Source organism: Streptomyces olivaceus, assembly GCF_000721235.1.
GTDB lineage: Bacteria > Actinomycetota > Actinomycetes > Streptomycetales > Streptomycetaceae > Streptomyces > Streptomyces olivaceus.
The window spans coordinates 144,611-169,866 of sequence record NZ_JOFH01000008.1 but is presented as its reverse complement, the minus strand read 5'-3'; the positions used below and the strand labels follow the sequence as shown (position 1 = coordinate 169,866).

The following is a 25,256-nucleotide window of genomic DNA, read 5'->3' as shown; positions in this document are numbered from 1 at the left end:
TCAGCTCATCATGCCCGATCCGGCCGGGAGCGCGGTCACAGACCTCCGGTCAGGGAGTCCACGGGTAGGACACCTTGGAGGCGAGCTTCCCGTCGCGGAAGCAGAACCGGTAGGTGATGTCCTTCTCGTCGTCCGTGAAGTGCTCGCAGTCCGCGTCGTCGGGCAGCGGGGGCCCCTTCTTCTCCTCGCCCTCGGTGAGTATCGATCCGCCTTCCGGGAGCTTCTTGCGCAGGTCCGCCTCGGCCTCGCCGACTCGTGCCCCCTCGTACACGCTCGCCGGTATGGTCCCCTTCTCCCACTCGTCGAGTCCTTTCGACACCCCCCACACCAGAAGGGCGCCGAGGCCCACGACGAGGACGACGGCAGTGGCGGCGCATCCCAGGGCGACGTTCTTCTTGCTGCTCATGATGGCGGTGAACTCCTTGTGCATTACGGCGTGTTCGAGAACGCCACCACTGTTTCCCGCCGGGGCCCCGTCGCTCTGCTCTCGGAAGTCGTCGTCCGCAGCCACCGAAGTCGCGCCGCCCGGAGGTGATTGCCGCTCGCCGCCGGCGTACGGCAGCACGCCGGCGAGGCGGAAGCCCCCGCCCGGGGTGCTGCCGGTGTGCACCATGCCGCCGACCAGACGGGCCCGCTCCCGCAGGCCCGTCAGCCCCTGTTGGCCGCCGATCGCGGGGGGCGCGGCCGGAACCCCGGCCGGTACCGGGCCGTTCGCCACCTCGACCACGAGGCTGTCCGGTTCGTAGCGCAGCGCGACCGTGATCGGGGCGCCCGGCGCGTGCTTGTGCGCATTGGTCAGTCCCTCCTGAGCGATGCGGTAGGCCGCCCGGTCGGCAGCGGGGGTGAGGGGCCGCTGGGCGCCGGAGCGGTGCAGTTCCACCGTCGCGCCCGCGGCCCGCGACGACGCGACCAGCTCGTCGACGGACACCGCGGCTCGGTCCGAGGAAGGCCCGGCTCCCTGTGGACCGGGCCCGGACGGCTCCCCGTCGTTGCGCAGGATGCCCACGGTTTCGCGCAGCTCCCGCATCGCCGATCTGGATGCCTCCCGGAGGACGCCCACCCCCTCCCGCTGACGGTCGTTGAGCTGCGGGTCCACCTCCAGCGCCCCGGTGTGCACGGCGATCAGGGCCAACTGGTGGCCAAGGCTGTCGTGCATGTCCTGGGCGATGCGCTGCCGCTCCAGCAGCCGGGCCTGGCGCGCCACCATCGCTCGTTCGCGCACCAGTTGGGCGTTGTGCCGCCGCAGGGCGTCCAGCAGGGCGTGCCGCTGGGCGCGGTACCGGGCAGCGAAAGCGGGTGCCACCACCAGCATCAGGAAGGGGCCCCCGGCCAGTACGACGGTCACCAGCGCCGGCAGTCCGAGGTCTTCGTCCGGCGCGGTGGCCACGTCGGCGGCAAGGTGGAGCCCGAAACCCGCCGCGAACGCGGCCAGTGCCCGCACCGGGCGCTCGATGCGGCTGCCGGCGGACCAGCCGGTGCAGACCAGCAGGGCGAACGCACCGGGGAAGGCGCCGGCCAGGGCCGACGCGGCCAGCAGTGCCGACGCCGGCAGGGCGCGACGCGCCAGGGACACCACGGCGACGAACAGGGCCAGTGCCCCGCCCTGCACCAGGGAGCCGGTCTCCGCCGTGCGGAGGATGCCCGCGATCCCGGAGAGCACCGGGGTGAGCACGGCCTCGCCGGCGATCCGCCGCCGGGGCCAGGGGGAGGCGGCGGCGAGACGGAAGCGGAACGACGGTCCGGTACGGGGAGTTTCTGCAGCATCCACGCGCAGACGATAAACGGCTGCTCTCGGGCGCCCGCATCCTCCCTTCGGTGCGGTCTCGCGCGACGAAAGTGGGTCCCCGGCTTTCCTGGGGGCCCTGTCTTCTTTGGTCGTTACGGGTGACGACTTATGGAGACTGCCGCAGGGCGGGCGGTCCGGTGACGATGGCTCCGCCGGACGCGCTCGGCGGCGGCACAGGGAACGACGGCTCAGGGAGTGGAACAGTGGGCAGTGCGGGACAGTGGACCGGCAGGCGCTTCACCGTCCGGCAGGAGAACCGGCTCAAGGCCGGCCGCTACACGGTGAGCGAGCTGATGCCGGACGGCTCGCAGGGCGAGGTCCTGGCCTGCGCCGAGGTGAAGCACCTCTCGCTCAAGGAGAAGATCACCTTCCACGCCGACGCGTCCGGGACCCGCGTGCTGTTCACCATCGAGGAGCGCGGCCTTCGCGGTGCCGGCGGTGGCTACGACGTGTGGGACGCGGAGGGCGACCTGGTCGGCGGTTTCGAGGAGCGGGAGATCGCCTCACTGGTGCGTTCGACCTGGGTGCTGGACGAGCCCGGATTCCCGTCCGCCGTCGGCCGCGAGCGCAACCGGTTCGTGGCCGTGCTCCGCCGCGTCTGGGACTTCCTGCCGCTGGACCTGGTGCCGTTCCTGTGGCCGTACCACTTCGACTTCGAGACGGGGGGCAAGCAGGTGCTGAAGGTGGACAGGAAATGGGGGCTGCGGGACCGCTACGTGGTCGACATCCTCATACCCGGTCTTGACCCCCGCCTGGCCGTCGCCCAGGCCGTGGCCCTTGACACGTTCCAGGACCGCTGACCCAAAGGGGCCGGCGGCGGGCAGACGGGCGCTGTCGCCGTGGCGTGATCATGGACGCGGAGGGCGAACACCTCACCCCTCACGGCCGTGAAAGGCCGGGGTCCGTTTCCCTAGCACTCGATGATGTTCACCGCGAGCCCGCCCCGGGCCGTCTCCTTGTACTTGACCGACATGTCGGCGCCGGTGTCCTTCATGGTCTTGATGACCTTGTCGAGGGACACCTTGTGGGAGCCGTCGCCGCGCATCGCCATCCGGGCCGCGGTGACCGCCTTGACCGCGGCCATGCCGTTGCGCTCGATGCACGGGATCTGGACCAGGCCGCCGACCGGGTCGCAGGTCAGGCCGAGGTTGTGCTCCATGCCGATCTCGGCGGCGTTCTCCACCTGCTCCGGGGAGCCGCCGAGCACCTCGGCGAGGGCGCCGGCCGCCATCGAGCAGGCCGAGCCGACCTCGCCCTGGCAGCCGACCTCGGCGCCGGAGATGGAGGCGTTCTCCTTGAAGAGCATGCCGATGGCGCCGGCGGCGAGGAGGAAGCGGACCACGCCGTCCTCGTCGGCGCCGGGGACGAAGTTCACGTAGTAGTGCAGGACCGCCGGGATGATGCCCGCGGCGCCGTTGGTCGGGGCGGTGACGACCCGGCCGCCGGCCGCGTTCTCCTCGTTCACGGCCATCGCGTAGAGGGTGATCCACTCCATGGCCAGCGCCTGCGGGTCGCCCTCGGAGCGCAGCTTGCGGGCCGTGTTCGCGGCGCGGCGGCGGACCTTGAGGCCGCCCGGCAGGATGCCCTCGCGGGTCATGCCGCGCTCCACGCAGGCCCGCATGACGCGCCAGATCTCCAGCAGGCCCTCGCGGATCTCGTCCTCGTCGCGCCAGGCCCGTTCGTTCTCCAGCATCAGGGCGGAGACGGACAGGCCCGTCTCCCGCGTCAGGCGCAGCAGCTCGTCGCCGGTGCGGAAGGGGTACTTGAGCACCGTGTCGTCGAGCACGATGCGGTCGGCGCCCACCGCGTCCTCGTCGACGACGAAGCCGCCGCCGACCGAGTAGTAGGTCTTGGTCAGCACCTCGGCGCCCTGCGCGTCGTACGCCCACAGGGTCATGCCGTTGGCGTGGTAGGGGAGGGCCTTGCGGCGGTGCAGGACCAGGTCGTCGTCGTAGGAGAAGGCGATCTCGTGCTCGCCGAGGAGGCTGAGGCGGCCGGAGGAGGTGATCGCCTCGACGCGGGCGTCGGCGGTCTCCACGTCGACCGTGCGCGGGGAGTCGCCCTCCAGGCCGAGCAGCACCGCCTTGGGGGTGCCGTGGCCGTGGCCGGTGGCGCCGAGCGAGCCGTACAGCTCGGCGCGGACCGAGGCGACGGAGCCGAGCAGCTCCTCGCCCCGCAGGCGGCCGGCGAACATGCGGGCCGCGCGCATCGGGCCGACCGTGTGCGAGCTCGACGGGCCGATGCCGATCGAGAACAGGTCGAAGACCGAGATGGCCACGGGGACTCCTCAGAACGGGGGTGGTGCAGAGGGGTGTGCCGCGGGCGGGGCGCCGGGCCGCTTGTGGCGGGTGCGGCGCCCCGTCCCGGGGCGCGGTGTCTACTTGTTCAGACCCGGGTACAGCGGGTGCTTGTCGGCCAGGGCCTTCACCCGGGCCTTGAGGGCCTCCGCGTCGTAGGACTGCTTGAGCGCCTCGGCGATCACGTCCGCGACCTCGGCGAAGTCCTCGGCGGTGAAGCCGCGGGTCGCCAGGGCCGGCGTACCGATGCGCAGACCGGAGGTCACCATCGGCGGACGCGGGTCGTTCGGGACGGCGTTGCGGTTGACCGTGATGCCGACCTCGTGGAGGCGGTCCTCGGCCTGCTGCCCGTCGAGCTCACAGGCGCGCAGGTCCACCAGGACCAGGTGGACGTCCGTGCCGCCGGTCAGGACGGAGACGCCCGCCGCCTTCGCGTCGTCCCGCACCAGGCGCTCGGCCAGGATGCGGGCACCGTCCAGGGTACGGGTCTGGCGCTCCTTGAAGTCCTCGCTCGCGGCGACCTTGAAGGCGACGGCCTTGGCGGCCACCACGTGCTCCAGCGGGCCGCCCTGCTGACCGGGGAAGACGGCGGAGTTGATCTTCTTGGCCAGGTCGGCCGTGGAGAGGATCACACCGCCGCGCGGGCCGCCCAGGGTCTTGTGCGTGGTGGTGGTGACCACGTGGGCGTGCGGCACCGGGTTCGGGTGCAGGCCCGCCGCGACCAGGCCGGCGAAGTGCGCCATGTCGACCATCAGGTACGCGCCGACCTCGTCCGCGACCTTGCGGAAGGCGGCGAAGTCCAGCCGGCGCGGGTACGCCGACCAGCCGGCCACGATCAGCTTCGGCCGGCTCTCCCTGGCGAGGCGCTCCACCTCGGCCATGTCGACCTGGCCGTCGTCGCCGACGTGGTAGGGCACGACGTTGTACAGCTTGCCGGAGAAGTTGATCTTCATGCCGTGGGTCAGGTGCCCGCCGTGGGCGAGGTTCAGACCCATGATCGTGTCGCCGGGCTTGAGCAGGGCGAACATCGCGGCCGCGTTGGCCTGGGCGCCCGAGTGCGGCTGCACGTTGGCGTGCTCGGCGCCGAACAGCGCCTTGACCCGGTCGATCGCGATCTGCTCGACCACGTCGACGTGCTCGCAGCCGCCGTAGTAGCGGCGGCCGGGGTAGCCCTCGGCGTACTTGTTGGTGAGGACCGAGCCCTGCGCCTCCATGACGGCGACGGGCGCGAAGTTCTCGGAGGCGATCATCTCCAGGGTGGACTGCTGGCGGTCCAGCTCGGCGTCGACGGCGGCCGCGACGTCGGGGTCGAGTTCGTGCAGGGGCGTGTTCAGAAGCGACATGCGGTCCGTGTCTCCTCAGCCGGCGGTGAAGGCGGTGTACTCGTCGGCGGAGAGCAGGTCGGCCGGCTCGTCCGTGACCTTCACCCTGAACAGCCAGCCGCCCTCGAAGGGCGCGCTGTTCACCAGCGACGGGTCGTTGACGACGTCCTCGTTGATCTCGGCGACCTCGCCGGAGACGGGGGAGTAGAGGTCGGAGACGGACTTGGTCGACTCCAGTTCGCCGCAGGTCTCGCCCGCGGTCACCGAGTCGCCCACCTCGGGAAGCTGCACGAAGACGACGTCACCGAGCGCGTTGGCCGCGTGCTCCGTGATGCCGACCGTCGAGGCGCCGTCCTGGGCGCCCGACAGCCACTCGTGCTCCTTGCTGTAACGCAGCTGCTGGGGGTTGCTCATGGCCTGAATTCTCCTGTACGCGGGGGAGCGGCTGGTGAAGGGGTGGTGCCCCCTGAGGGGCGGTGCCGCCCGGTGACCGGTTCCGGTCTCTTCCGGGCGCTTCCGATCTGAAGCTCGGAGGGGCTGAGGGGCCGGGGGGCGGAGGCTACTTCTGGCGCTTGTAGAACGGCAGCGCCACGACCTCGTACGGCTCGTGGCTGCCCCGGATGTCCACACCGACGCCCGCCGTGCCCGGCGCCGCGTGCGTGGGGTCGACGTACGCCATGGCGATCGGCCTGCCCAGCGTCGGCGACGGGGCGCCGGAGGTGACCTCGCCGACCACCGCGCCGCCCGAGACCACCTGGTACCCGGCGCGCGGGACCCGGCGGCCCTCGGCGACCAGGCCGACCAGGACGCGGGGCGGGCTCTGCTCCGCCTGGGAAGCCGCCTCGGCCAGCGCCGCGCGCCCGACGAAGTCGCCCTCCTTCTCGAACTTCACCACCCGGCCGAGCCCGGCGTCGAACGGCGTCAGCGCCGTGGACAGCTCGTGCCCGTACAGCGGCATGCCGGCCTCCAGGCGCAGCGTGTCGCGGCAGGACAGGCCGCACGGGACCAGTCCGACGCCTTCCCCCGCCCGGGTCAGCGCCTCCCACAGCTCCACCGCGTGCGCCGGCTGCACGAACAGCTCGAAGCCGTCCTCGCCGGTGTACCCGGTGCGCGCGATCAGCGCCGGGACCCCCGCGACGGTGCCGGGCAGCCCGGCGTAGTACTTCAGGCCGTCCAGGTCGGCGTCGGTGAGGCCCTTGAGGATGCCGGAGGCCTCGGGGCCCTGCACGGCGAGCAGCGCGTAGGCGTCGTGGTCGTCGCGCACCTCGGCGTCGAAACCGGCCGCCCGCGCGGTGAGCGCGTCGAGCACGACCTGGGCGTTGGAGGCGTTGGCGACCACCATGTAGTGGAGAGATCCGGCCTCGGTGTCGCCCAGGCGGTACACGATCAGGTCGTCCAGGATGCCGCCGTCCTCGCGGCAGATCATCGTGTAGCGGGCCCGGCCCGGCTTCACGCTGCCGATGTTGCCGACCAGCGCGAAGTTCAGCAGCTCGGCCGCCTGCGGGCCGGTGACGGTGATCTCGCCCATGTGCGAGAGGTCGAAGAGACCGGCCCGGGTGCGCACCGCGACGTGCTCGTCGCGCTCGGAGCCGTAGCGCAGGGGCATGTCCCAGCCGGCGAAGTCGGTCATCGTCGCGCCCAGCGCGCGATGCGTGGCGTCCAGCGCGGTACGGCGGAGTTCGGTACTGCTCATCGGTCGGTCGTCTCCCAGGACAGGACGGGGCGAGGTCGGTCCTCCCCATCTGTCATCGGAACCTGAGAGGTTCGCCGCGGCCACCGGAGTACGGCGGACTGGGCTTGCACCTTGGGTGGGACCGCCATCGGGGGCGGTCCGCTTTTCAGATGTGCCTCGCCCGCGCGGTAACGGTGCCTGAGAGATTCAAGGGAGGGACTTGCTCCTTCGGCGCCCCGGCGACGGCCGGGGACTCTCCCGCGCGGATTCGAACGGCCGGTATGCAGTTTGCGCCGCCATCATTGCACGCCCGGCCGACGGACGGCAGACCGTGATCTGTAACCGGCTTGTGGCAGTAAGCGAACCAAAACGCGAGACCCGCGCATTACCTTCTCTTTACACTCGACGGGGAGGCGGCTCGTGCACCGCCCCAGGGGAGGACGATCACGGTGAACAGGACCACGGCCTACGCCGCGAACCCGGGTCTCGCGCTGCCCGGGCAGCCCGCCGCTCCGGCTCCGGAGGCGTGCGCCGAACTGCCCGCACCCGTCGTCCGCGACCTCCGGGACCGCGGCGGCCGCAGCCCGCACGCCCTGCTCTTCGGGCCCCGGGACCTGGCGGTCATCACCGGACTGCCCGGCAGCGGCAAGTCCACGCTCATGCGGCGCACCGTGCGCGGACTCCGCATCGACTCGCAGGACACCCGCGACCGCTGGGACCGCCGCATGCCGCGCTCAGTGCCGTACGCGCTCTACCGCCCCTTCGTCCGCCTCTCCCACTACGCCGGGCTGCGCCGCGCGCTGCGCTCCGGGGAGGGCGTCGTCGTGCACGACTGCGGCACCCAGGCCTGGGTGCGCGCCTGGCTCGCCCGCGAGGCCCGCCGCCGGGGCGGCACCCTGCACCTGCTGCTCCTCGACGTCGCCCCCGGCGAGGCCCTCGCCGGCCAGCGCGAGCGCGGCCGGGGCGTGTCGCGGTACGCGTTCCTGCGGCACCGCAGGGCCAGTACCCGCCTGCTGCGCGCGGTGACCGACGGGGCCCTGCCCGGCGGCTGCACCTCGGCGGTGCTCCTGGACCGGGCGGCGGCCGACACCCTCCGCCGGATCGCCTTCACCGGCTGACGGACCCCGCGGGCCGCTGGGCCGAACGGGTTAGCCTTTCAGCCGCAACAGCGGTATCAGGCAGGCGGTAGGTAGGCAGATGGACTTCCCGGCACAGGCGCACCCCCACCCCCACCCGCACGGCGGATGGCCCGGCAACGAGCTGGAGGAAGTGCTGTCCGCCTCCTTCGGCGCACCCGGCGCCGGCGGCCGGATCGTGGAGGTGCTCGCCCGCAGTTTCGTCTGGGTCCCGCTGCCCAGCGGCGGCGGCCCCGACAGCGGCCCGCTCGACCTGCCCTCCCTGGAGATCGACGGCCAGGCCTACGTGCCGGTGTTCAGCTCGGAGGAGCAGCTCCGCCGGGTCGCGGGGGCGCACATGGCGTACACCGTGGCCCCGGCCGTGGAGTTCGCCCGCGGACTGCCCCCGCAGGTGGGCATCGCCGTCAACCCGGACGGCGTGGTCGGCGCCCCGCTGCCGCCGCCCGCGGTGGCCGAACTCTGCCGCTCCGGACGCACCGCGCTGGACGGACCCGACTCCGGCGGCCGGGTGCGCCTCTTCGAACCGGACTGGCAGGACGACCCGGTGGACTTCCTGGCCGCGGCCCGTGGGGAGTTCGCCGCCACCGGCGTCGTGCGCACCGCCCGCCGCTGCCTGGCCGCGATCGAGACCGCCGGCCCGGTCATGTTCGTCGGCGTCGAACTGACCCACTGGGAGGGCGACGCCCGAGCCCTCCCCCTGGAGGCCCTCGGCCGCGCCCTGACCGCGTCCCCGGTGCCCTGGCAGGTCAACCTGGTCCTCCTGGAGGCGGCCCACGACCCGGTCTGCGACTGGATGCGCGACCGGGTCCGCCCGTTCTACCAACGGGACCTCTGAACGCCGGCCTGGTGCGGCCGGCCCGGGGCGCGGGGCTGCGGCGTGTGCGGCCGGCCCGGGGGCGCCGGGCCGCGGGATGTGCGGCTCCGCCGCGTGGGCGCGAGAAGCCGCAGCGAGCCGCGGACGGAGGACCCGGCACCCCCCCCCGAGCGCTGAGACCCCGCCGGCCCGGCGGAGCCTTAAGCTGGTTCCGAAACCGGGGAACTTCTCGAAGGGGCGATACGCGTGAGCGCCAGCGGCACCACGACCGGGCAGGTCGAGCACATGCTGCGCCAGGTGACCCCCGGGCGCTACGACGCCTACGAGGCCCTGCTGCGCGCGCTCGCCACCCCCACGTCCGGCCAGGTCTGGATGCTGCTGTGGCAGGGCCAGTCCGGCTCCCCGGACGCCCAGTACGGGAACATGGAGGTCGACGGGTACGGCTACGCGCCCTGCGTCACCTCCGCCCAGGAGCTGTCGGCCAGCGGCTGGAACCGGTCGTACGAGGTGGTCGACGGCCTGGAGGCGGCCCGCGCCCTCTACCCGGACCACTACGGACTCTGGCTCAACCCGCACGCCCCCGGCGGCGGCGTCGGCATCCCCTGGCTCGACCTGCGCCGCATCGCCTCCGGCCTGGACCGCCAGCCCGCGGGGCCGCTGAGTCTGTCCGAACCGGCCATCGAGATCCCCCAGTTCTACGCCCTGCTCGCGCAGAACGCCCACCGCACCCCCGCAGTCCGGGCGCTGCGCCGTGCCTGGGTGCAGCCCGCGCTGGGCGCGCCGTACCTGGCCATCGGCCTCGACGTGTACGACACGTCCCCGCCGGCCGTCGACGCGGTGCGCGGGATGATGCAGCAGTCCGTCGGCGCCGTGCCGGACGGGCTGCCGGTGTCGACGGTCGCGATGACCGACGCCCACGACCCGGTCGCCATGTGGCTGCGGGCCCGCGCCCGGCCCTTCTACGACCGCGAGGCCCACGCGCCGGCCGCCGCCCCGGCACCGGCGGGCGGGTACGGCTACCCTCCCGCCGGGGGACGGTACTGACCCGCGCGCACCACACCGCCCGTCCGGCCCCCGGGTGACCGGCGGAAATCTTCGCGCGTAGATGGCGGCACAATGCCCCGCACTGTCCCTCATGTCCCAACTCGTACGCGTCCGGCCCCCGTTACCCGCTGTCCGGATAACGGAACACCTCAAACAGCATCACGGTTGCGCATCCATTCCCCGTCAAGTCTGGCTACAGATCGCCAAAGCGTTGAAGACTCCCGCTGCAAGGGGTGGAGTCTCGCTCCTTTGTACGACGGACTGATCACGCCGCTACCGCGGCAAGTGCGGGCCGGCTACCGCCGGTTGAGAGGGGTCCCTGCCAGATGACGGCACCATTGCACGAGCCGACCGCGGAAGCGGCCCCGAGTGCGGCCGAGGAAGCGGCGGTTGCCGGCGCCGACGCGAAGGCGGTCCAGGGGCGTTCCCTGGGCCGGATCGCCTGGGAGCGCCTGAAGAGGGACAAGCTCGCCCTGACGGGCGGCATCGTGGTGCTCGTCCTCATCGTGGTCGCGATTCTCGCGCCGCTGATCACCAACATCGTCGGGCAGGACCCGGACGCCTACCACGAGGACCTGATCGACCCGCTGTTCGGCACGCCCACGGGTTCCCTGGGCGGCATCAGCGGCGACCACTGGCTCGGCGTCGAGCCGGTCAACGGCCGCGACATCTTCGCCCGCATCGTCCACGGCGCCCGGATCTCGCTGCTCGTCGGCTTCCTGTCCGCGGTCGTCGCCGTGATCATCGGCACGGTCCTGGGCGTCCTCGCCGGCTTCTTCGGCGGCTGGGTCGACGCCCTGATCAGCCGCATCATGGACGGTCTGCTGGCCTTCCCGCAGCTGCTCTTCATCATCGCGCTGGTCTCGGTCATGCCGAACGACATGCTGGGACTCAGCGGCACGGGCGTGCGCCTGTTCGTGATGATCCTCGTCATCGGCTTCTTCGGCTGGCCCTACATCGGTCGCGTGGTGCGCGGCCAGACGCTCTCCATGCGTGAGCGGGAGTACGTGGAGGCGGCCCGCTCCCTGGGAGCCGGCCGGTTCTACATCCTGTTCAAGGAACTGCTGCCCAACCTGGTGGCGCCGATCATCGTGTACACGACGATGATGATCCCCACCAACATCCTCACCGAGGCGGCACTCAGCTTCCTGGGCGTGGGCGTCAAGCCGCCCACCTCGTCCTGGGGGCAGATGCTGTCGAGCGCGATCGACTACTACCAGTCGGATCCCATGTACATGGTGATCCCGGGCGTGGCGATCTTCATCACCGTTCTTGCCTTCAACCTCTTCGGTGACGGCGTACGCGACGCGTTGGACCCGAAGGGTTCCCGCTGACCTGCTGCCGTACCGCGGCAAGCGACCCGTGGCACCTACACGGGGTCTCTCATCTAATCCGGAGGATCCGAGATCGTGACTACCCAACGCACCTCAGGGCGGCGCAAGCAGGCCATGGCCGCTGCCGCAGTGGTCGCCGCGCTGCTGACCACGGCGGCGTGCGGCGGCGGTGACAGCGACAGCGGGGGATCGAAGAACGGCGCGGCCGGCTTCGACGCTGCGAACAACAAGATCGCCCAGGCGGACCAGGTCAAGAAGGGCGGCGAGCTGAAGTTCGCCAGCACCCAGGACGCCGACTCGTGGGACACCACCCGCGGCTACTACGGCTTCATGTGGAACTTCTCCCGCTACTACGCGCGCCAGCTCGTCACGAACACCCCGGCACCGGGTGAGAAGGGCGCGGGGGTCTCGCCCGACCTCGCGACCGACGTCGCCAAGGTCTCGGACGACGGCAAGACCTACACGTACACCCTGCGTGACGGCGTCACCTGGGAGGACGGCAAGCCGATCACGTCCAAGGACGTGAAGTACGGCATCGAGCGCGGCTGGGCGCAGGACGTGCTGGCCGGCGGTCCGACGTACCTCAAGGAGGTGCTCGACCCCGACGGCAAGTACGAGGGCCCGTACAAGGACAAGTCCGCGGACAAGCTCGGTCTGAAGTCGATCGAGACCCCGGACGACAAGACCATCGTCTTCAAGCTGCCCGAGGCCAACTCGGACTTCGAGGAGATGCTCGCGCTGACCTCGGCGTCCCCGGTCCGCCAGGACAAGGACACCAAGTCCAAGTACGGTCTGCACCCGTTCTCGTCGGGCCCGTACAAGTTCGAGTCCTACAACCCGGGCAAGGACCTCACGCTGGTCCGCAACACCGAGTGGAAGCAGGACTCTGACCCGGTCCGCAAGGCGTACCCGGACAAGATCTCGATCAAGTTCTTCACCAACGCGAACGAGCTGGACCAGCGCCTGATCGCCGGCGACTACGACATCGACCTGGCCCAGACCGGTCTGTCGCCGCAGGGCCGCACCTCCGCCCTGAAGGAGCACAAGGGCAACGTGGACAACCCGGTCTCGGGTTACATCCGCTACGCCGTCTTCCCGCAGAGCGTGAAGCCGTTCGACAACATCCACTGCCGCAAGGCCGTCCTCTACGGGGCCGACCACGTCTCGCTGCAGACCGCCCGGGGCGGCCCGCAGGCCGGTGGCGACATCGGCACCAACATGCTGCCGCCGGCGGTGCCGGGCTCCGAGGCCCAGAAGTACGACCCGTACGAGATGGCCGGTGCCAACAAGAACGGCAACATCGAGAAGGCCAAGGAAGAGCTGAAGGCCTGCGGTCAGCCGAACGGCTTCAAGACCACCATCGCGGTCCGCAACAACAAGCCGGTCGAGGTGGCCACCGCCGAGTCGCTCCAGGCGTCGCTGAAGAAGGTCGGCATCGAGGTCGGCATCGACCAGTACGACGGCTCGCAGACCGCCGGCATCATCGGTAGCCCCAGCAACGTGAAGAAGAAGGGCTACGGCATCATCATCATGGGCTGGGGCCCGGACTTCCCGTCCGTCCAGGGCTACGGCAAGCCGCTGTGGAACAGCGAGTTCATCCAGGAGAGCGGCAACAACAACTACGCCCTCATCGACGACAAGGAGATCGACGGGCTGTTCGACAAGTACGGCACGGAGCTGGAGGACTCGGCCAAGGCCGACATCGCCAAGCAGATCAACCACAAGGTGATGGAGGGCGCGTACTACCTGCCCTTCGTCTTCGAGAAGTTCATCAACTGGCGCTCCAGCCGCGTGGGCAACGTCTACACCTCGGACGGCTACAGCGGTATGTACGACTTCGTCAACATCGGCCTGAAGTCCTCCTCGAAGTAACCGGTACACCCGCCGTACGGCACGAAAGGCAGGTGAAGGCCGGCGCGGCGTGACCGCGGGCCGCCGGACAACCTCCGGCGGCCCGCGGTCCGCAGCGGGCCGTAAGCTGTGCTCGCTTACCTCTTCAGGCGGCTGTTCGCCGCCGCAGTGATGCTCGTGGTCATCATCCTGGTGGTCTTCGGCATCTTCTTCCTCGTCCCCAAGTGGGCGGGCGTCGACATCGCCTCGAGCTTCGTGGGCAAGCAGGCCGACCCGGCCGCCGTCGAAGCGGTGCGCCAGAAGCTGGGCCTGAGCGACCCGGTCTTCGTCCAGGCCTGGGAGTTCTTCAAGGGCATCTTCGCGGGCCGGACCTACTCGGGCGGCGGCGACGTCACCCAGTGCTCCGCCCCCTGCTTCGGCTACTCCTTCCGCAGCGAGCAGGCCGTGTGGCCGGTGCTGACCGAGCGCTTCCCGGTGACCCTGGCCCTCGCGCTCGGTGCGGCCGTCCTGTGGCTGATCTTCGGTCTCGCGGCGGGCGTGCTCTCCGCGCTCAAGCGGGGCACCCTGTGGGACCGCGCTGCGATGGTCGTCGCGCTCGCGGGCGTCTCCCTCCCGATCTACTTCACCGGTCTGCTCAGCCTCGCGATCTTCTCCCACAGCCTGGGGTGGATCAACGCGGAGTTCGTCCCGCTGGACGAGAGCTTCTCCGGCTGGTTCGGCGGCATGATCCTGCCCTGGATCACCCTGGCCTTCCTGTACGCGGCGATGTACGCGCGCATCACGCGTGCGACCATGATGGAGATCCTCGGCGAGGACTACATCCGCACCGCGCGGGCCAAGGGCCTCAAGGAGCAGGTCGTCATCCGCAAGCACGCCATGCGGTCGACCCTGACCCCGCTGCTGACCATGCTCGGCATGGACCTCGGCGCCCTGATGGGCGGCGCCGTCCTGACCGAGACCACGTTCAGCCTTCCCGGCCTCGGCCAGAAGGTGCTGGACGCGATCAAGAACCAGGACCTCCCCTTTATCCTGGGCGTCGTCCTGATCACTTCTCTCGCGGTGCTGATCGCCAACCTCGTGGTGGACGTCCTGTACGCCGTGATCGACCCCCGAGTGAGGCTCGCATGACCGAACCCAGCAAGAGCGGAGCAGCCGTGGGCGAGCCCACCGGCGACGCGCCCGGCTCCAACGCCTTCCTCGAAGTGCGCGACCTCAAGGTGCACTTCCCCACCGACGACGGCCTGGTCAAGTCCGTCGACGGGCTCAGCTTCCAGCTGGAGCGCGGCAAGACCCTCGGCATCGTGGGCGAGTCCGGCTCCGGCAAGTCGGTGACCTCGCTCGGCATCATGGGCCTGCACACCGCCGGCCAGTACGGCAGGCGCAAGGCCCAGATATCCGGCGAGATCTGGCTGGACGGCACCGAGCTGCTGTCGGCCGACCCGGACCACGTGCGCAAGCTGCGCGGCCGGCAGATGGCGATGATCTTCCAGGACCCGCTGTCCGCGCTGCACCCGTACTACACGATCGGCAAGCAGATCGTGGAGGCGTACCGCATCCACCACGACGTGGACAAGAAGACCGCCAGGCGCCGCGCGGTGGAGATGCTCGACCGCGTCGGCATCCCGCAGCCGGACAAGCGGGTGGACAGCTACCCGCACGAGTTCTCCGGCGGTATGCGCCAGCGCGCGATGATCGCGATGTCGCTGGTCAACAACCCCGAGCTGCTCATCGCGGACGAGCCGACCACCGCCCTGGACGTGACCGTCCAGGCGCAGATCCTCGACCTCATCCGGGACCTGCAGAAGGAGTTCGGCTCCGCGGTCATCGTCATCACCCACGACCTGGGCGTCGTCGCCGAGCTGGCCGACGACCTCCTGGTGATGTACGGCGGCCGGTGCGTGGAGCGCGGCCCGGCGGAGAAGGTGTTCTACGAGCCCCGGCACCCCTACACCTGGGGCCTGCTCGGCTCGATGCCGCGGCTCGACCGCGACCAGCAGGAACGCCTCATCCCGGTCAAGGGCTCCCCGCCCTCCCTCATCAACCTCCCGTCCGGCTGCGCCTTCAACCCGCGCTGCCCGTACGCCGACGTGCCCAAGGACGACGTCACCCGCACGGTCCGCCCCGAGCTGACCGAGATCGGCAGCAAGCACTGGGCCGCCTGCCACATGTCGCAGGAGCAGCGGGAGCGTATCTGGACCGAAGAGATTGCGCCGAAGCTGTGAGCGACGAAGCCAAGGACAAGACCACGGGCAAGGCCGAGAACGCGGCGTCGGGCATCCCGGCCCAGAGCGACGGCACGCAGGAGAAGTCCGGCGGGACCGCGACCCTCACCAAGGACGCCGCTCCCGGCGAGACCCTGCTGAAGGTGACGGGGCTGCAGAAGCACTTCCCGATCAAGAAGGGCCTGCTGCAGCGCCAGGTCGGCGCGGTGCGCGCCGTCGACGGCATCGACTTCGAGGTCCGCTCCGGTGAGACCCTCGGCGTCGTGGGCGAGTCGGGCTGCGGCAAGTCGACCATGGGCCGGCTGATCACCAGGCTCCTCGAACCGACCGCCGGCACGGTGGAGTTCCAGGGCAAGGACATCACCCACCTCGGGGTGGGCGGCATGCGCCCGATGCGCCGCGACGTCCAGATGATCTTCCAGGACCCGTACTCCTCGCTGAACCCGCGCCACACCATCGGCACGATCGTCAGCGCCCCGTTCAAGCTCCAGGGCGTCGAGCCCGAGGGCGGGGTCAAGAAGGAGGTGCAGCGGCTGCTGTCGGTGGTCGGCCTCAACCCCGAGCACTACAACCGCTACCCGCACGAGTTCTCCGGCGGCCAGCGCCAGCGCATCGGCATCGCCCGCGCGCTCGCGCTCAGCCCGAAGCTGGTCGTCGCCGACGAGCCGGTCTCCGCGCTCGACGTGTCGATCCAGGCCCAGGTCGTCAACCTGCTCGACGACCTCCAGCAGGAGCTGGGCCTGACGTACGTGATCATCGCGCACGACCTGTCCGTCGTCCGGCACGTCTCGGACCGGATCGCGGTGATGTACCTCGGCAAGATCATGGAGCTGGCCGACCGCGACCTGCTCTACAAGTCGCCGATGCACCCGTACACCAAGGCGCTGATGTCGGCGGTGCCGATCCCGGACCCGGCGCGGCGCGGCGCGAAGAGCGAGCGCATCCTGCTCAAGGGCGACGTGCCCTCGCCGATCGCCCCGCCGAGCGGCTGCCGCTTCCACACCCGGTGCTGGAAGGCCACGCAGGTCTGCACCACCACCGAGCCGCCGCTCAAGGAGCTGCGGCCGGGCCAGCAGGTGGCGTGCCACCACCCGGAGAACTTCGAGGACCAGGCGCCGCAGGACGTCGTGCTGCTCTCGGCCGCGAAGGAGGCGGCGGAGCTGGTGTCGGAGGACGCCCTGGCGGAGTCGGCGGCCACCTCGGCGGCGGTGGCCGCGGAGGTCGCGGAGACCGACGCCGACGCCGACTCGGGTGCCGGTGCCGGTGCCGGTGCCGGTGCCGACGCCGACTCGGGTGCCGGTGCCCGTGCCGACTCGGGTGCCGGTGCCGACGTCGACTCGGGTGCCGGCACCGAGGAGCCTCCCGCCCAGGAGAAGTGAGCTGACCAGCGCATGAGAGCGAGCCCCTGCCTTTGTTTGTAAGGCGGGGGCTCGCTGTCGGGTAAGAATAGAAGGGTGTACGAGCAACTCTTCAGCCCCACCGTCCAGCACACGCTCGACCTGATCGGCATCTTCGTCTTCGCCATCTCGGGCGCGCTGCTGGCCGTGCGCAAGAACTTCGACGTCTTCGGCATGGCCGTGCTCGCCGAGGTCACCGCGCTGGGCGGCGGGCTCTTCCGCGACCTGGTCATCGGCGCCGTACCGCCCGCGGCCTTCACGGACCTGGGGTACTTCGTCACCCCGCTCTTCGCCACGCTCCTGGTCTTCTTCCTCCACCCCCACGTGGAGCGCCTGCAGACCGGCGTGAACGTCTTCGACGCGGCCGGCCTCGGCCTGTTCTGCGTCGCCGGCACGACCAAGGCGTACGACTACGGGCTCGGCCTGACCGCCTCCGCCTGCCTGGGGCTGGCCACGGCGGTCGGCGGCGGCGTCCTGCGCGACGTGCTCGCCAACGAGGTGCCCTCCCTGCTGCGCTGGGACCGGGACCTGTACGCCGTCCCCGCGATCGTCGGCTCGGCGATGGTCGCCCTGTGCATCCGCTACGAGGCCCTGACCCCGTTCACCAGCGGGCTCGCGGTCGTCACCGCCTTCACCCTGCGCCTGCTCGCCCTCCGCTTCCACTGGCGCGCCCCACGCGCCTGGAACCGGCGGTCGACGGTGGTGGAGGGGGAGTGAGCCGTCAGCGCCGGTCCGGCACGTCCTTGACGAAGACGACGCCGTCGACGTCGGCCAGGTGCCCCGGGTCCAGCGGGGCGTAGCCGAACCAGGGGGAGACGCGGGGCGCGGGCAGCGGGTCGCCGAGGGCGGTGGCCGGCCACCCGGGTCCGACGAGGCAGCGGTCCTGGGGGAGGGCGTACAGGAGCCCTTCGAGGGTGTCCGGCGGCGGAGTCTTCACCCCCTGGTGCCGGATCGTGCCGAGGGCCGTGGCCAGGAAGGCGTACTCCTCGCCGAGCCGCGCGCTCACCAGCGCACCGGCGCTCCACCACTCCACCGGCCCCTGCCACATCCGCATCGTGCTGCGGGGGCGCTGGAGATGGGCGTTGTGGGCATGGACGAGGACCGGGCCCCGGGCGGCGAGGGCGAGGAGGTTGTCGGCCATCATCCGGTCCCGCAGGCCCAGCAGCCGGCCCATGCGGGCCTCGGAGGCGTCGGCCGTCCAGGAGTGGTAGAGCAGCAGGCCGGTCGCGGTACGCCCGTACAGCCGCGCCCGCTCCCACGCGTCCCGGCTGTCGCGGGCATCCCAGTCGTCCCCGCCGTCTCGATCCTCCCTGCTGCCCCTGCCGTCCCTGCTGCCCCCGCCGTCCCCGCCGTCGCGCGGGCCCGCCGCGAGCAGTGACGGGGTCTGCTCGTCGAGCAGGGACACCAGGTCGTCGGCGAGCAGCCGCAGCCGCCCGGCCTCGGCCGACCCTCCCACGGACCGGGCGGGGTCCAGCATCGCGTCGGGCTCCGTCCACCGGCCGTCGTCGCCGAGCAGGCGGTCGAGCTCCTCCGCGGTGCAGGGCAGCAGGCGGGGGCCGATCCGGGCCGCGAGGTAGTCGTGGAGGGCGATGAGGGCCCGCCGGGGGCTCGCGGCGCCGGTGATCTCCAGCGGGCCGTCGAACCCGGCGAAACGGACCTGTTCGGCCGGGGGCCGGCCGTCGTTGTGGGCGCGCATCCAGCGCACGAGTTCCCGGTTGGCGGCCGGGGCGCCGAAACCGTGGCTGAAGCCGCGCTCCATGGCCTCGTCGAGCGTGCCGGTGCCCGAGGTGACGTAGGCGTCCACGACCAGCCCCCGCAGGCAGTCGCTCTCGATCGCGACCGTCCGGTAGCCGGCCTGCTCGACCAGCTGCCGGAAGACGGCGTTGCGCACGTCCAGCAGCAGGTCCTCGCCGTGGGTGGGCTCGCCCAGGGCGAGCAGCCGGGGCCGGGAGGGGAGCAGCCCCAGGACCGAGGCGGCGTCGACGGGATGGACGGTGTCCTTGATGCCGGTATCCATGTCTTCAACGCTATCGTTGAACCCACGGTGAAAACTCTGGCGCGATCGTGCCCGCAGTAGACTGCGTTCCATGGCGGAAAAGCTTCAAAGCACAGTCAGGCTCCGGCCGGTCGACCTGGCACGCGGGCACGGCCTGTCCACGCAGGCCGTGCGGAACTACGAGGACTCCGGCATCCTCCCGCCCGCCCGTCGTACCGAGCACGGATACCGCACCTACACGGCGCTGCACGCGCGGGCGCTGGACGCGTTCCTCGCCCTGCTGCCCGGCCACGGGCACCGGACGGCCGCGGCCGTGATGCGGGCGGTGAACGAGGGGGCGCGGGGCGAGGCCTTCCGTCTCATCGACGAGAGCCACGCCCAACTGCGCGACGACCGGCTGACGCTGGAGGCGGTGGAGGCCGCCCTGCGCGACCTGCCGCTGCCCGCGGGACCCCCGGCGGCGACACCGCGCGGCGGATTCATCGGGCCGCTGGCGCGGGAGCTGGGCATCCGGCCCGCGACCCTGCGCAAGTGGGAGCGGGCCGGGCTGGTGCGCCCGCGCCGCGACCCGGTGACCGGGTACCGCGTCTACGCCGAGGCCGACCTCCGGGACGCCCGGCTGGCCCACCAGCTCAGGCGGGGCGGCCAATCCCTGAAGGGGATCGCCACCGTGCTCGAACAGGTGCGGACGGCGGGCGGGCCCGAGCCGCTGGAGGCCACCCTGCGCGACTGGCACGACCGCGTCTGCGCCCGCGGCCTGGCGATGCTCACGGGCGCGGCCGAGCTGGCGGCGTACCTGCGGGAGGAGCCAGGGAAAGCTACCGCTTAGTAGTCTCCTGTTGTACCGTGCAGCCATGGCAGAAGCAGCAGCCGCGCCCGCCGTGCGGGCCGCCGTCGGCGACAGCGAGTTCGACCGCGACACCGCCGTCACCCGGCGGGGCCCCGGGGTGTACGACATCGACCTCTCCGCCGGCTGGTCGATCCTCGGCGCCGTCAACGGCGGTTATCTGCTGGCCGTGCTGGGCCGCGCGCTCGGTGACGCCCTGCCGCACGCCGACCCGTTCACCGTCTCGGCGCACTACCTGACCGCCTCGCGGCCCGGCCCCGCGGTCGTGCGCACCGAGACCGTCCGCACCGGCCGCACCCTCTCCACCGGCCAGGCCTCCCTCTTCCAGTACGACGACGAGGGCAACGAGGTCGAACGCATCCGGGTCCTCGCCTCCTACGGCGACCTCGACGCGCTGCCCGGGGACGTCCGCACCTCGGCCGAGCCGCCCGCGATCCCGCCGGCGGAGCAGTGCTTCGGCCCCGAGGACGGCCCGGACCCCCTCGACGGCGTCTCCGCCATCACCGAGCGGCTGAGGCTCAGGCTCGACCCCGCCACGCTGGGCTGGGCGCTGGGGAAGCCGTCGGGGCGGGGCGAGATGCGGGCCTGGTTCGGGCTCGCCGACGGCCGCGACGCCGATCCGTTCTCGCTGCTCCTCGCGGTGGACGCGCTGCCGCCGACCGCGTTCGAACTCGGGCTCAAGGGGTGGGTGCCGACGGTCGAGCTGACCGTGCACGTGCGGTGCCGCCCCGCGCCCGGTCCGCTGCGGGTCTCCATCACCACCCGCAACCTCGCCGGCGGCTTCCTGGAGGAGGACGCCGAGGTCTGGGACAGTGCCGACCGGCTGGTCGCCCAGTCCCGCCAGCTGGCCCGCGTCCGGCTCGGCTGACCGGTTCCGCCGGGGCGCCCCTCCCGGGCGCCCTCAGTCCAGCCAGTGCCGGCGGCCGACGCCGATCAGCCGCAGCTGCCTGGTCGCCGTCGCGGCCGCCCGCCGGTGCTCCTCCCGGGGGGCGGCCGGCGTCTCCAGGAACAGGGACGCCGTGATCAGCATCTGGTCGACGTAGAGGCCCGCCAGCATCCGCAGGTCGGCGTCGCTCCAGCCCGCCGCCGAGGCGTCCGTGGCCAGCTCGGCCTTCACCTCCTCGGCGAACCGCGCCAGTTGCTCCCGTATGGCCTCCCGGACCGGCTGCACGCCGCCGTGCCGCTCCCGTGCGACGAAACGGACGTGGGCCGGGTGCGCGGCCACGTGGCCGGCGATCAGCTCGACTGCGCGAGCGATGCGCTCGTCGTCGTCCTCCACCGGGGACATCGTCGTCCGGATCATCGAGTGCAGGCTGCCCAGCGCCTCCTCGACCAGCGCCACCCCGAGATCCTCCGTGGAGCGGAAGTGCCGGTAGAAGGCGGTCGGCGCGACGCCCGCGGCGCGGGTGACCTCACGCAGGCCCAGGCTGCTCAGGCTCTGCTCCTCGAGGAGTCCGAGCGCGGCGTCCAGGAGCGCCTGCCTGGTTTTCTGCTTCTGCGCCTGCCGGACGCCCGGAGTGTGACCCATGCCATGCAGTTAACAACTGTTCTCCGGAATTGAAAAGCCGGGCGGCACGTTAGACTGAGGAGTCAGTGAACAAATGTAACCACAATCGTTCACCGAAGAGTTCACGAAGATGGGGGGACCCGCACCATGCTGTTTCTCGTCGTCGCACTCCTGCTCCTCGGAGCGGTGCTGGGCACCGTCGCCCACGCGCCACTCACCTTCTCCGTCGCCGCCGGACTGGTCATCGCCGTCTGGCTCGGCGTCTTCGCGGTCCGCGAGCGGTACGGCCGCCGGCGGACCACGTCCACGCACTGACGCCGGCCCGCCGCAGCCCGGCCCGGCCCGTCGCACCGTAGGGAGATACTCATGCAGCTCACCGCACCGGCCACCCGCACCGAGCGCACCACCGACCGCACCGGCACCCCGGCCGCGGGCACCCCGGACGCCGGCGTCCGGAAGACCGGCATCCGGGACACCGACGGGATGGCCGTCGCCTCCTTCGTCCTCGGCCTGCTCGGCCTGCTCGTGCTCAACGTCTTCCTGGGCCCGGTCGCCATCGTCCTGGCCGCCGTCGCCCTGTGGCGCGGCACCGCCCGCCGCGGACGCGCCCTCCTCGGGCTCGGTCTCGGCGTCGCCGACCTGCTGGTCCTCGTGGCGTTCATGTCCGCGGACAGCACCGTGTCGTGGAGCCTGTGAGCCGTCGGCAGCGCGGTCAGCGCGAGCGGGCGCAGGAGGCCGACCTTGATCTCGGGCGGGGCGCGGGCGCCCCGTAGAATCGGCCCCACCATGGCTTACCTCGACCACGCTGCGACCACCCCGATGCTTCCCGAGGCGGTCGAGGCACTCGCCGCGCACCTGAGCGTCACCGGCAACGCCTCCTCCCTCCACGCGTCCGGCCGCCGGGCGCGGCGCACCGTCGAGGAGGCCCGCGAGACCCTCGCCGAAGCGCTCGGCGCCCGTCCCAGCGAGGTGGTCCTCACCTCCGGCGGCACCGAGGCGGACAACCTCGCCGTCAAGGGCCTGTACTGGGCCCGCCGGACCGCCGACCCGGCCCGCACCCGGGTCCTGGCCAGCCCCGTCGAGCACCACGCCGTCCTCGACGCGGTCCACTGGCTCGGCGAGCACGAGGGCGCCCGGGTCGAGTACCTGCCGGTCGACGCGTACGGCCGCGTCCACCCCGAAGCCCTGCGCGAGGCCCTCGCCCGCGACCCCGACGACGTCGCCCTCGCCACCGTCATGTGGGCCAACAACGAGATCGGCACCGTCATGCCGGTCCGGGAACTCGCCGACGTGGCCGCCGAGTTCGACGTCCCGCTGCACGCCGACGCGGTGCAGGCCTTCGGTCAGCTCCCGGTCGACTTCGCCGGCTCCGGGCTCGCCGCCATGACGGTTTCCGGCCACAAGATCGGCGGCCCCTACGGCATCGGCGCCCTCCTCCTCGGCCGCGCGTACACGCCCGTGCCCGTCCTGCACGGCGGCGGCCAGGAACGACACGTCCGCTCCGGCACCCTCGACGTCCCCGCCGTCGCCTCCTTCGCGGTCGCCGGCCGCCTCGCCGCCGAGCAGCGCGCGTGGTTCGCCCGCGAGATCGGCGCCCTGCGCGACGACCTGGTGGACGCCGTGCGCTCGGCCGTGCCGGACGCGATCCTCGGCGGCGACCCGTCGCCCGGGGGGCGCCTTCCGGCCAACGCCCACTTCACCTTCCCCGGCTGCGAGGGCGACTCCCTGCTCCTCCTGCTCGACGCCCAGGGCATCGAGTGCTCCACCGGCTCCGCCTGCACGGCGGGCGTCGCCCAGCCCAGCCACGTCCTGCTGGCCACCGGCACCGATCCCGACCTGGCCCGCGGCACCCTGCGCTTCTCCCTGGGCCACACCTCGACGCGGGCCGACGTGGACGCACTCGCCAAGGCGATCGGCCCCGCGGTGGAACGGGCCAGGGCGGCGGGGCTGACGTAGGACGCAGGGGGCGGTCCCGTAGCCCCGTGCCGCCTACCCGCCGCTCAGGCGCCGGCCGGCGGCTTCGAGGACGCACCCGGCGACGGCTCGGAGGACCCGCTCGGCGACGGCTCGGCGGCCCCGCTGGTCACCGCCCGCCGCACCAGCTTCATGTACCGGTCCCAGTCCCAGTGCGGCCCCGGATCGGTGTGGTCGGTGCCCGGCACCTCCACATGGCCGATGACGTGCTTCCGGTCCACGGGTATGTCGTACCGCGCGCAGATCTGCGCGGTCAGCTTCGCGGAAGCCGCGTACATCGCGTCCGTGAAGTCCTGCGGGCGGTCCACGAAACCCGCGTGCTCGATGCCGACACTGCGCTCGTTGTAGTCGCGGTTGCCCGCGTGGTACGCCACGTCCAGCTCGCGGATCATCTGCGTCACGCGCCCGTCCTGCCCGACGATGTAGTGCGAGGACGCCTTGTGCCCCGGGTCCTGGAAGGCCCGCACGGCGCTGTCGAAGCTGCCCTGCGTGACGTGCACGATCACCATCTCGATGCGGTAGTCGTCCGGCCGGTCCGCCCGGCGCCAGTTGGCGTCCGAGGCCGCCACCCAGGTCGCGCCCGCGTAGTCGACCGCGCCGTCGTCGCGGGGCCGTTCCATACCGGGGATCCGCCACCAGAGCCGGGCCAGCTCGTCGCGGGCCAGTACGGCACTGCCCACGGCCGCCGCCGTACCCCCGACGATCAGGGCACGCCTGCCGATGCGCCGGTCGGCGTCCTTGGACCGGCCGGACGGGTCCGTGGGCCCACCGCCCGTGGGTCCCTTGGCGGACCCGCCGGCGGACCCGCTCGTGGATTCCTGGTCAGCCCCCATACGATCTTCAACGCATATCCGCGCGCTCCGGTTCCCGTCCTCCCCTTACTCTGGAGGGGCTATGACTGACACCCCGCAGCGCACCCGTCCCCTCCGCGTCCTCGCCGCCATGTCGGGCGGCGTCGACTCCGCCGTCGCCGCCGCCCGCGCCGCCGAGGCGGGGCACGACGTGACCGGCGTCCACCTGGCGCTCTCCGCCAACCCGCAGTCCTTCCGCACGGGCGCCCGGGGCTGTTGCACCATCGAGGACTCGCGGGACGCCCGCCGCGCGGCCGACGTCATCGGCATCCCGTTCTACGTCTGGGACCTCGCCGACCGCTTCCGGGAGGACGTGGTCGAGGACTTCGTCGCCGAGTACGAGGCCGGCCGCACCCCCAACCCGTGCCTGCGCTGCAACGAGAAGATCAAGTTCGCCGCGCTGCTCGACAAGGCGCTCGCCCTCGGCTTCGACGCAGTCTGCACCGGCCACTACGCCAAGGTGATCCTGCGCGAGGACGGCGTCCGCGAGCTGCACCGCGCCTCCGACATGGCCAAGGACCAGAGCTACGTCCTCGGCGTGCTCGACGACCGGCAGCTCGCGCACGCGATGTTCCCGCTGGGCGACACGCTCACCACCAAGGACGAGATCCGCGCGGAGGCCGAGCGCAGGGGCCTCGCGGTCGCCAAGAAGCCCGACTCGCACGACATCTGCTTCATCGCCGACGGCGACACCCAGGGCTTCCTGGCGGACCGCCTGGGCAAGGCGGAGGGCGACATCGTCGACGAGGCGGGCAACCGGCTCGGCACCCACGAGGGCGCCTACGGCTACACCATCGGCCAGCGCAAGGGCCTGAGGATCGGCACCCCGGCCCCCGACGGCAAGCCGCGCTACGTCCTGGACATCTCCCCGGTGGACAACACGGTGACGGTCGGCCCCGCCGACGCCCTCGACGTCGACGCCCTCCGCGCGATCAGGCCCCGCTGGTGCGGCGCCGCCCCCGCCGGACCCGGCACCTACACCGCCCAGCTCCGCGCCCACGGCGGCGAGACCGAGGTCCGGGCCCAACTGGTCGACGGCACCCTGGAGGTCTCCTTCACGGAGCCGGTGCGCGGCGTCGCGCCGGGCCAGGCGATCGTGCTGTACGACGGCACCCGCGTGGTGGGCTCGGCGACGATCGCGTCCACCACGCGCGCGACGGCCGACGCGGCCTGAGCCGTGCCGGCCGCCGCGGTCCGGCGCCGTCG

The 25,256-nt window shown here is 71.9% G+C and carries 24 protein-coding genes and 2 riboswitches; of the genes, 16 read left to right on the top strand and 8 right to left on the bottom strand.

Going from position 1 to position 25,256, the window contains the following annotated elements:
• Nucleotides 1-49: 49 nt before the first annotated feature.
• Nucleotides 50-1,768: a sensor histidine kinase gene (locus IG94_RS0111725; RefSeq protein ID WP_043483405.1), complete on the bottom strand. Its 1,719-nt coding sequence runs from the start codon at nt 1,766-1,768 to the stop codon at nt 50-52.
• 221 nt (nt 1,769-1,989) lie between these two features.
• Between IG94_RS0111725 and IG94_RS0111720 the strand changes: the two genes are divergently transcribed.
• Nucleotides 1,990-2,586, top strand: coding sequence for an LURP-one-related family protein (locus tag IG94_RS0111720; protein WP_031034348.1), 597 nt, complete (start codon nt 1,990-1,992; stop codon nt 2,584-2,586).
• 110 nt (nt 2,587-2,696) lie between these two features.
• On the opposite strand, the gene IG94_RS0111715 is transcribed toward IG94_RS0111720, so the two are convergent.
• The 4 genes from IG94_RS0111715 to gcvT form a co-directional block, all read right to left on the bottom strand.
• Nucleotides 2,697-4,064 carry an L-serine ammonia-lyase gene (locus tag IG94_RS0111715; protein WP_031034347.1) on the bottom strand — a complete coding sequence of 456 codons (1,368 nt, stop codon included), beginning with the start codon at nt 4,062-4,064 and terminating at the stop codon, nt 2,697-2,699.
• Nucleotides 4,065-4,163: 99 nt separating this feature from the next.
• Nucleotides 4,164-5,426 carry a serine hydroxymethyltransferase gene (glyA, locus tag IG94_RS0111710; protein ID WP_031034346.1) on the bottom strand — a complete coding sequence of 421 codons (1,263 nt, stop codon included), beginning with the start codon at nt 5,424-5,426 and terminating at the stop codon, nt 4,164-4,166.
• Between the two features lie 15 nt (nt 5,427-5,441).
• The gene (gene gcvH, locus IG94_RS0111705) at nt 5,442-5,819 is read right to left on the bottom strand and encodes a glycine cleavage system protein GcvH (protein WP_031034342.1); all 378 of its coding nucleotides are present in this window, start codon (nt 5,817-5,819) and stop codon (nt 5,442-5,444) included.
• A gap of 145 nt (nt 5,820-5,964) precedes the next feature.
• Entirely contained in the window at nt 5,965-7,098 is a 1,134-nt protein-coding gene (gene gcvT, locus IG94_RS0111700; protein ID WP_031034340.1) for a glycine cleavage system aminomethyltransferase GcvT, read from the bottom strand.
• A 39-nt stretch (nt 7,099-7,137) separates the two neighbouring features.
• Nucleotides 7,138-7,253, bottom strand: a riboswitch (glycine riboswitch).
• Nucleotides 7,254-7,348: riboswitch (glycine riboswitch) on the bottom strand.
• A 178-nt stretch (nt 7,349-7,526) separates the two neighbouring features.
• On the opposite strand from gcvT, the gene IG94_RS0111695 reads away from it, so the two are divergent.
• From IG94_RS0111695 to IG94_RS0111655, 9 genes are all read left to right on the top strand, one after another.
• Nucleotides 7,527-8,195 (top strand): AAA family ATPase, encoded by a 669-nt coding sequence (locus tag IG94_RS0111695; protein WP_031034338.1) that lies wholly within the window; start codon nt 7,527-7,529, stop codon nt 8,193-8,195.
• A gap of 79 nt (nt 8,196-8,274) precedes the next feature.
• Nucleotides 8,275-9,048, top strand: a complete 774-nt coding sequence (locus tag IG94_RS0111690; protein ID WP_031034334.1) for an enhanced serine sensitivity protein SseB — start codon at nt 8,275-8,277, stop codon at nt 9,046-9,048.
• Nucleotides 9,049-9,273: 225 nt separating this feature from the next.
• On the top strand, nt 9,274-10,071 hold the full coding sequence (locus tag IG94_RS0111685) for an enhanced serine sensitivity protein SseB C-terminal domain-containing protein (RefSeq protein ID WP_031034332.1): 798 nt from the start codon (nt 9,274-9,276) through the stop codon (nt 10,069-10,071).
• A gap of 326 nt (nt 10,072-10,397) precedes the next feature.
• Entirely contained in the window at nt 10,398-11,405 is a 1,008-nt protein-coding gene (locus IG94_RS0111680) for an ABC transporter permease (protein ID WP_031034330.1), read from the top strand.
• 75 nt (nt 11,406-11,480) lie between these two features.
• On the top strand, nt 11,481-13,277 hold the full coding sequence (locus IG94_RS0111675) for an ABC transporter substrate-binding protein (protein ID WP_031034328.1): 1,797 nt from the start codon (nt 11,481-11,483) through the stop codon (nt 13,275-13,277).
• A gap of 108 nt (nt 13,278-13,385) precedes the next feature.
• Nucleotides 13,386-14,384, top strand: a complete 999-nt coding sequence (locus IG94_RS0111670; protein WP_031034324.1) for an ABC transporter permease — start codon at nt 13,386-13,388, stop codon at nt 14,382-14,384.
• A complete protein-coding gene (locus IG94_RS0111665; protein WP_031034322.1) occupies nt 14,381-15,478 on the top strand; it encodes an ABC transporter ATP-binding protein in 1,098 nt (365 codons plus the stop codon). Before IG94_RS0111670 ends, IG94_RS0111665 begins: the two co-directional genes overlap by 4 nt.
• Entirely contained in the window at nt 15,475-16,857 is a 1,383-nt protein-coding gene (locus IG94_RS0111660) for an ABC transporter ATP-binding protein (RefSeq protein WP_031034318.1), read from the top strand. Before IG94_RS0111665 ends, IG94_RS0111660 begins: the two co-directional genes overlap by 4 nt.
• A gap of 75 nt (nt 16,858-16,932) precedes the next feature.
• Nucleotides 16,933-17,592: a trimeric intracellular cation channel family protein gene (locus IG94_RS0111655; RefSeq protein WP_031034316.1), complete on the top strand. Its 660-nt coding sequence runs from the start codon at nt 16,933-16,935 to the stop codon at nt 17,590-17,592.
• 4 nt (nt 17,593-17,596) lie between these two features.
• On the opposite strand, the gene IG94_RS0111650 is transcribed toward IG94_RS0111655, so the two are convergent.
• Nucleotides 17,597-18,892, bottom strand: a complete 1,296-nt coding sequence (locus tag IG94_RS0111650; RefSeq protein WP_031034313.1) for an erythromycin esterase family protein — start codon at nt 18,890-18,892, stop codon at nt 17,597-17,599.
• Between the two features lie 70 nt (nt 18,893-18,962).
• Here IG94_RS0111650 and IG94_RS0111645 point away from each other — a divergent pair, with 70 nt between their 5' ends.
• Complete coding sequence (locus tag IG94_RS0111645; RefSeq protein WP_031034310.1) at nt 18,963-19,700, top strand: TioE family transcriptional regulator; 738 nt, start codon at nt 18,963-18,965, stop codon at nt 19,698-19,700.
• 25 nt (nt 19,701-19,725) lie between these two features.
• Nucleotides 19,726-20,586, top strand: coding sequence for a thioesterase family protein (locus tag IG94_RS0111640; RefSeq protein ID WP_031034309.1), 861 nt, complete (start codon nt 19,726-19,728; stop codon nt 20,584-20,586).
• A 33-nt stretch (nt 20,587-20,619) separates the two neighbouring features.
• On the opposite strand, the gene IG94_RS0111635 is transcribed toward IG94_RS0111640, so the two are convergent.
• Nucleotides 20,620-21,246 (bottom strand): TetR family transcriptional regulator, encoded by a 627-nt coding sequence (locus IG94_RS0111635; RefSeq protein ID WP_031034308.1) that lies wholly within the window; start codon nt 21,244-21,246, stop codon nt 20,620-20,622.
• A 126-nt stretch (nt 21,247-21,372) separates the two neighbouring features.
• On the opposite strand from IG94_RS0111635, the gene IG94_RS41640 reads away from it, so the two are divergent.
• From IG94_RS41640 to IG94_RS0111620, 3 genes are all read left to right on the top strand, one after another.
• Nucleotides 21,373-21,540, top strand: coding sequence for a hypothetical protein (locus IG94_RS41640; protein ID WP_031034305.1), 168 nt, complete (start codon nt 21,373-21,375; stop codon nt 21,538-21,540).
• 51 nt (nt 21,541-21,591) lie between these two features.
• Nucleotides 21,592-21,921, top strand: a complete 330-nt coding sequence (locus IG94_RS43105) for a hypothetical protein (protein WP_031034303.1) — start codon at nt 21,592-21,594, stop codon at nt 21,919-21,921.
• A gap of 90 nt (nt 21,922-22,011) precedes the next feature.
• Nucleotides 22,012-23,181, top strand: coding sequence for a cysteine desulfurase family protein (locus tag IG94_RS0111620; protein WP_031034302.1), 1,170 nt, complete (start codon nt 22,012-22,014; stop codon nt 23,179-23,181).
• Nucleotides 23,182-23,225: 44 nt separating this feature from the next.
• Here IG94_RS0111620 and IG94_RS0111615 read toward each other — a convergent pair whose 3' ends face one another.
• Nucleotides 23,226-24,032: an N-acetylmuramoyl-L-alanine amidase gene (locus tag IG94_RS0111615; RefSeq protein WP_078892265.1), complete on the bottom strand. Its 807-nt coding sequence runs from the start codon at nt 24,030-24,032 to the stop codon at nt 23,226-23,228.
• A 61-nt stretch (nt 24,033-24,093) separates the two neighbouring features.
• Between IG94_RS0111615 and mnmA the strand changes: the two genes are divergently transcribed.
• Nucleotides 24,094-25,224, top strand: a complete 1,131-nt coding sequence (gene mnmA / locus IG94_RS0111610) for a tRNA 2-thiouridine(34) synthase MnmA (RefSeq protein WP_031034298.1) — start codon at nt 24,094-24,096, stop codon at nt 25,222-25,224.
• The last annotated feature ends 32 nt before the right edge of the window (nt 25,225-25,256 follow it).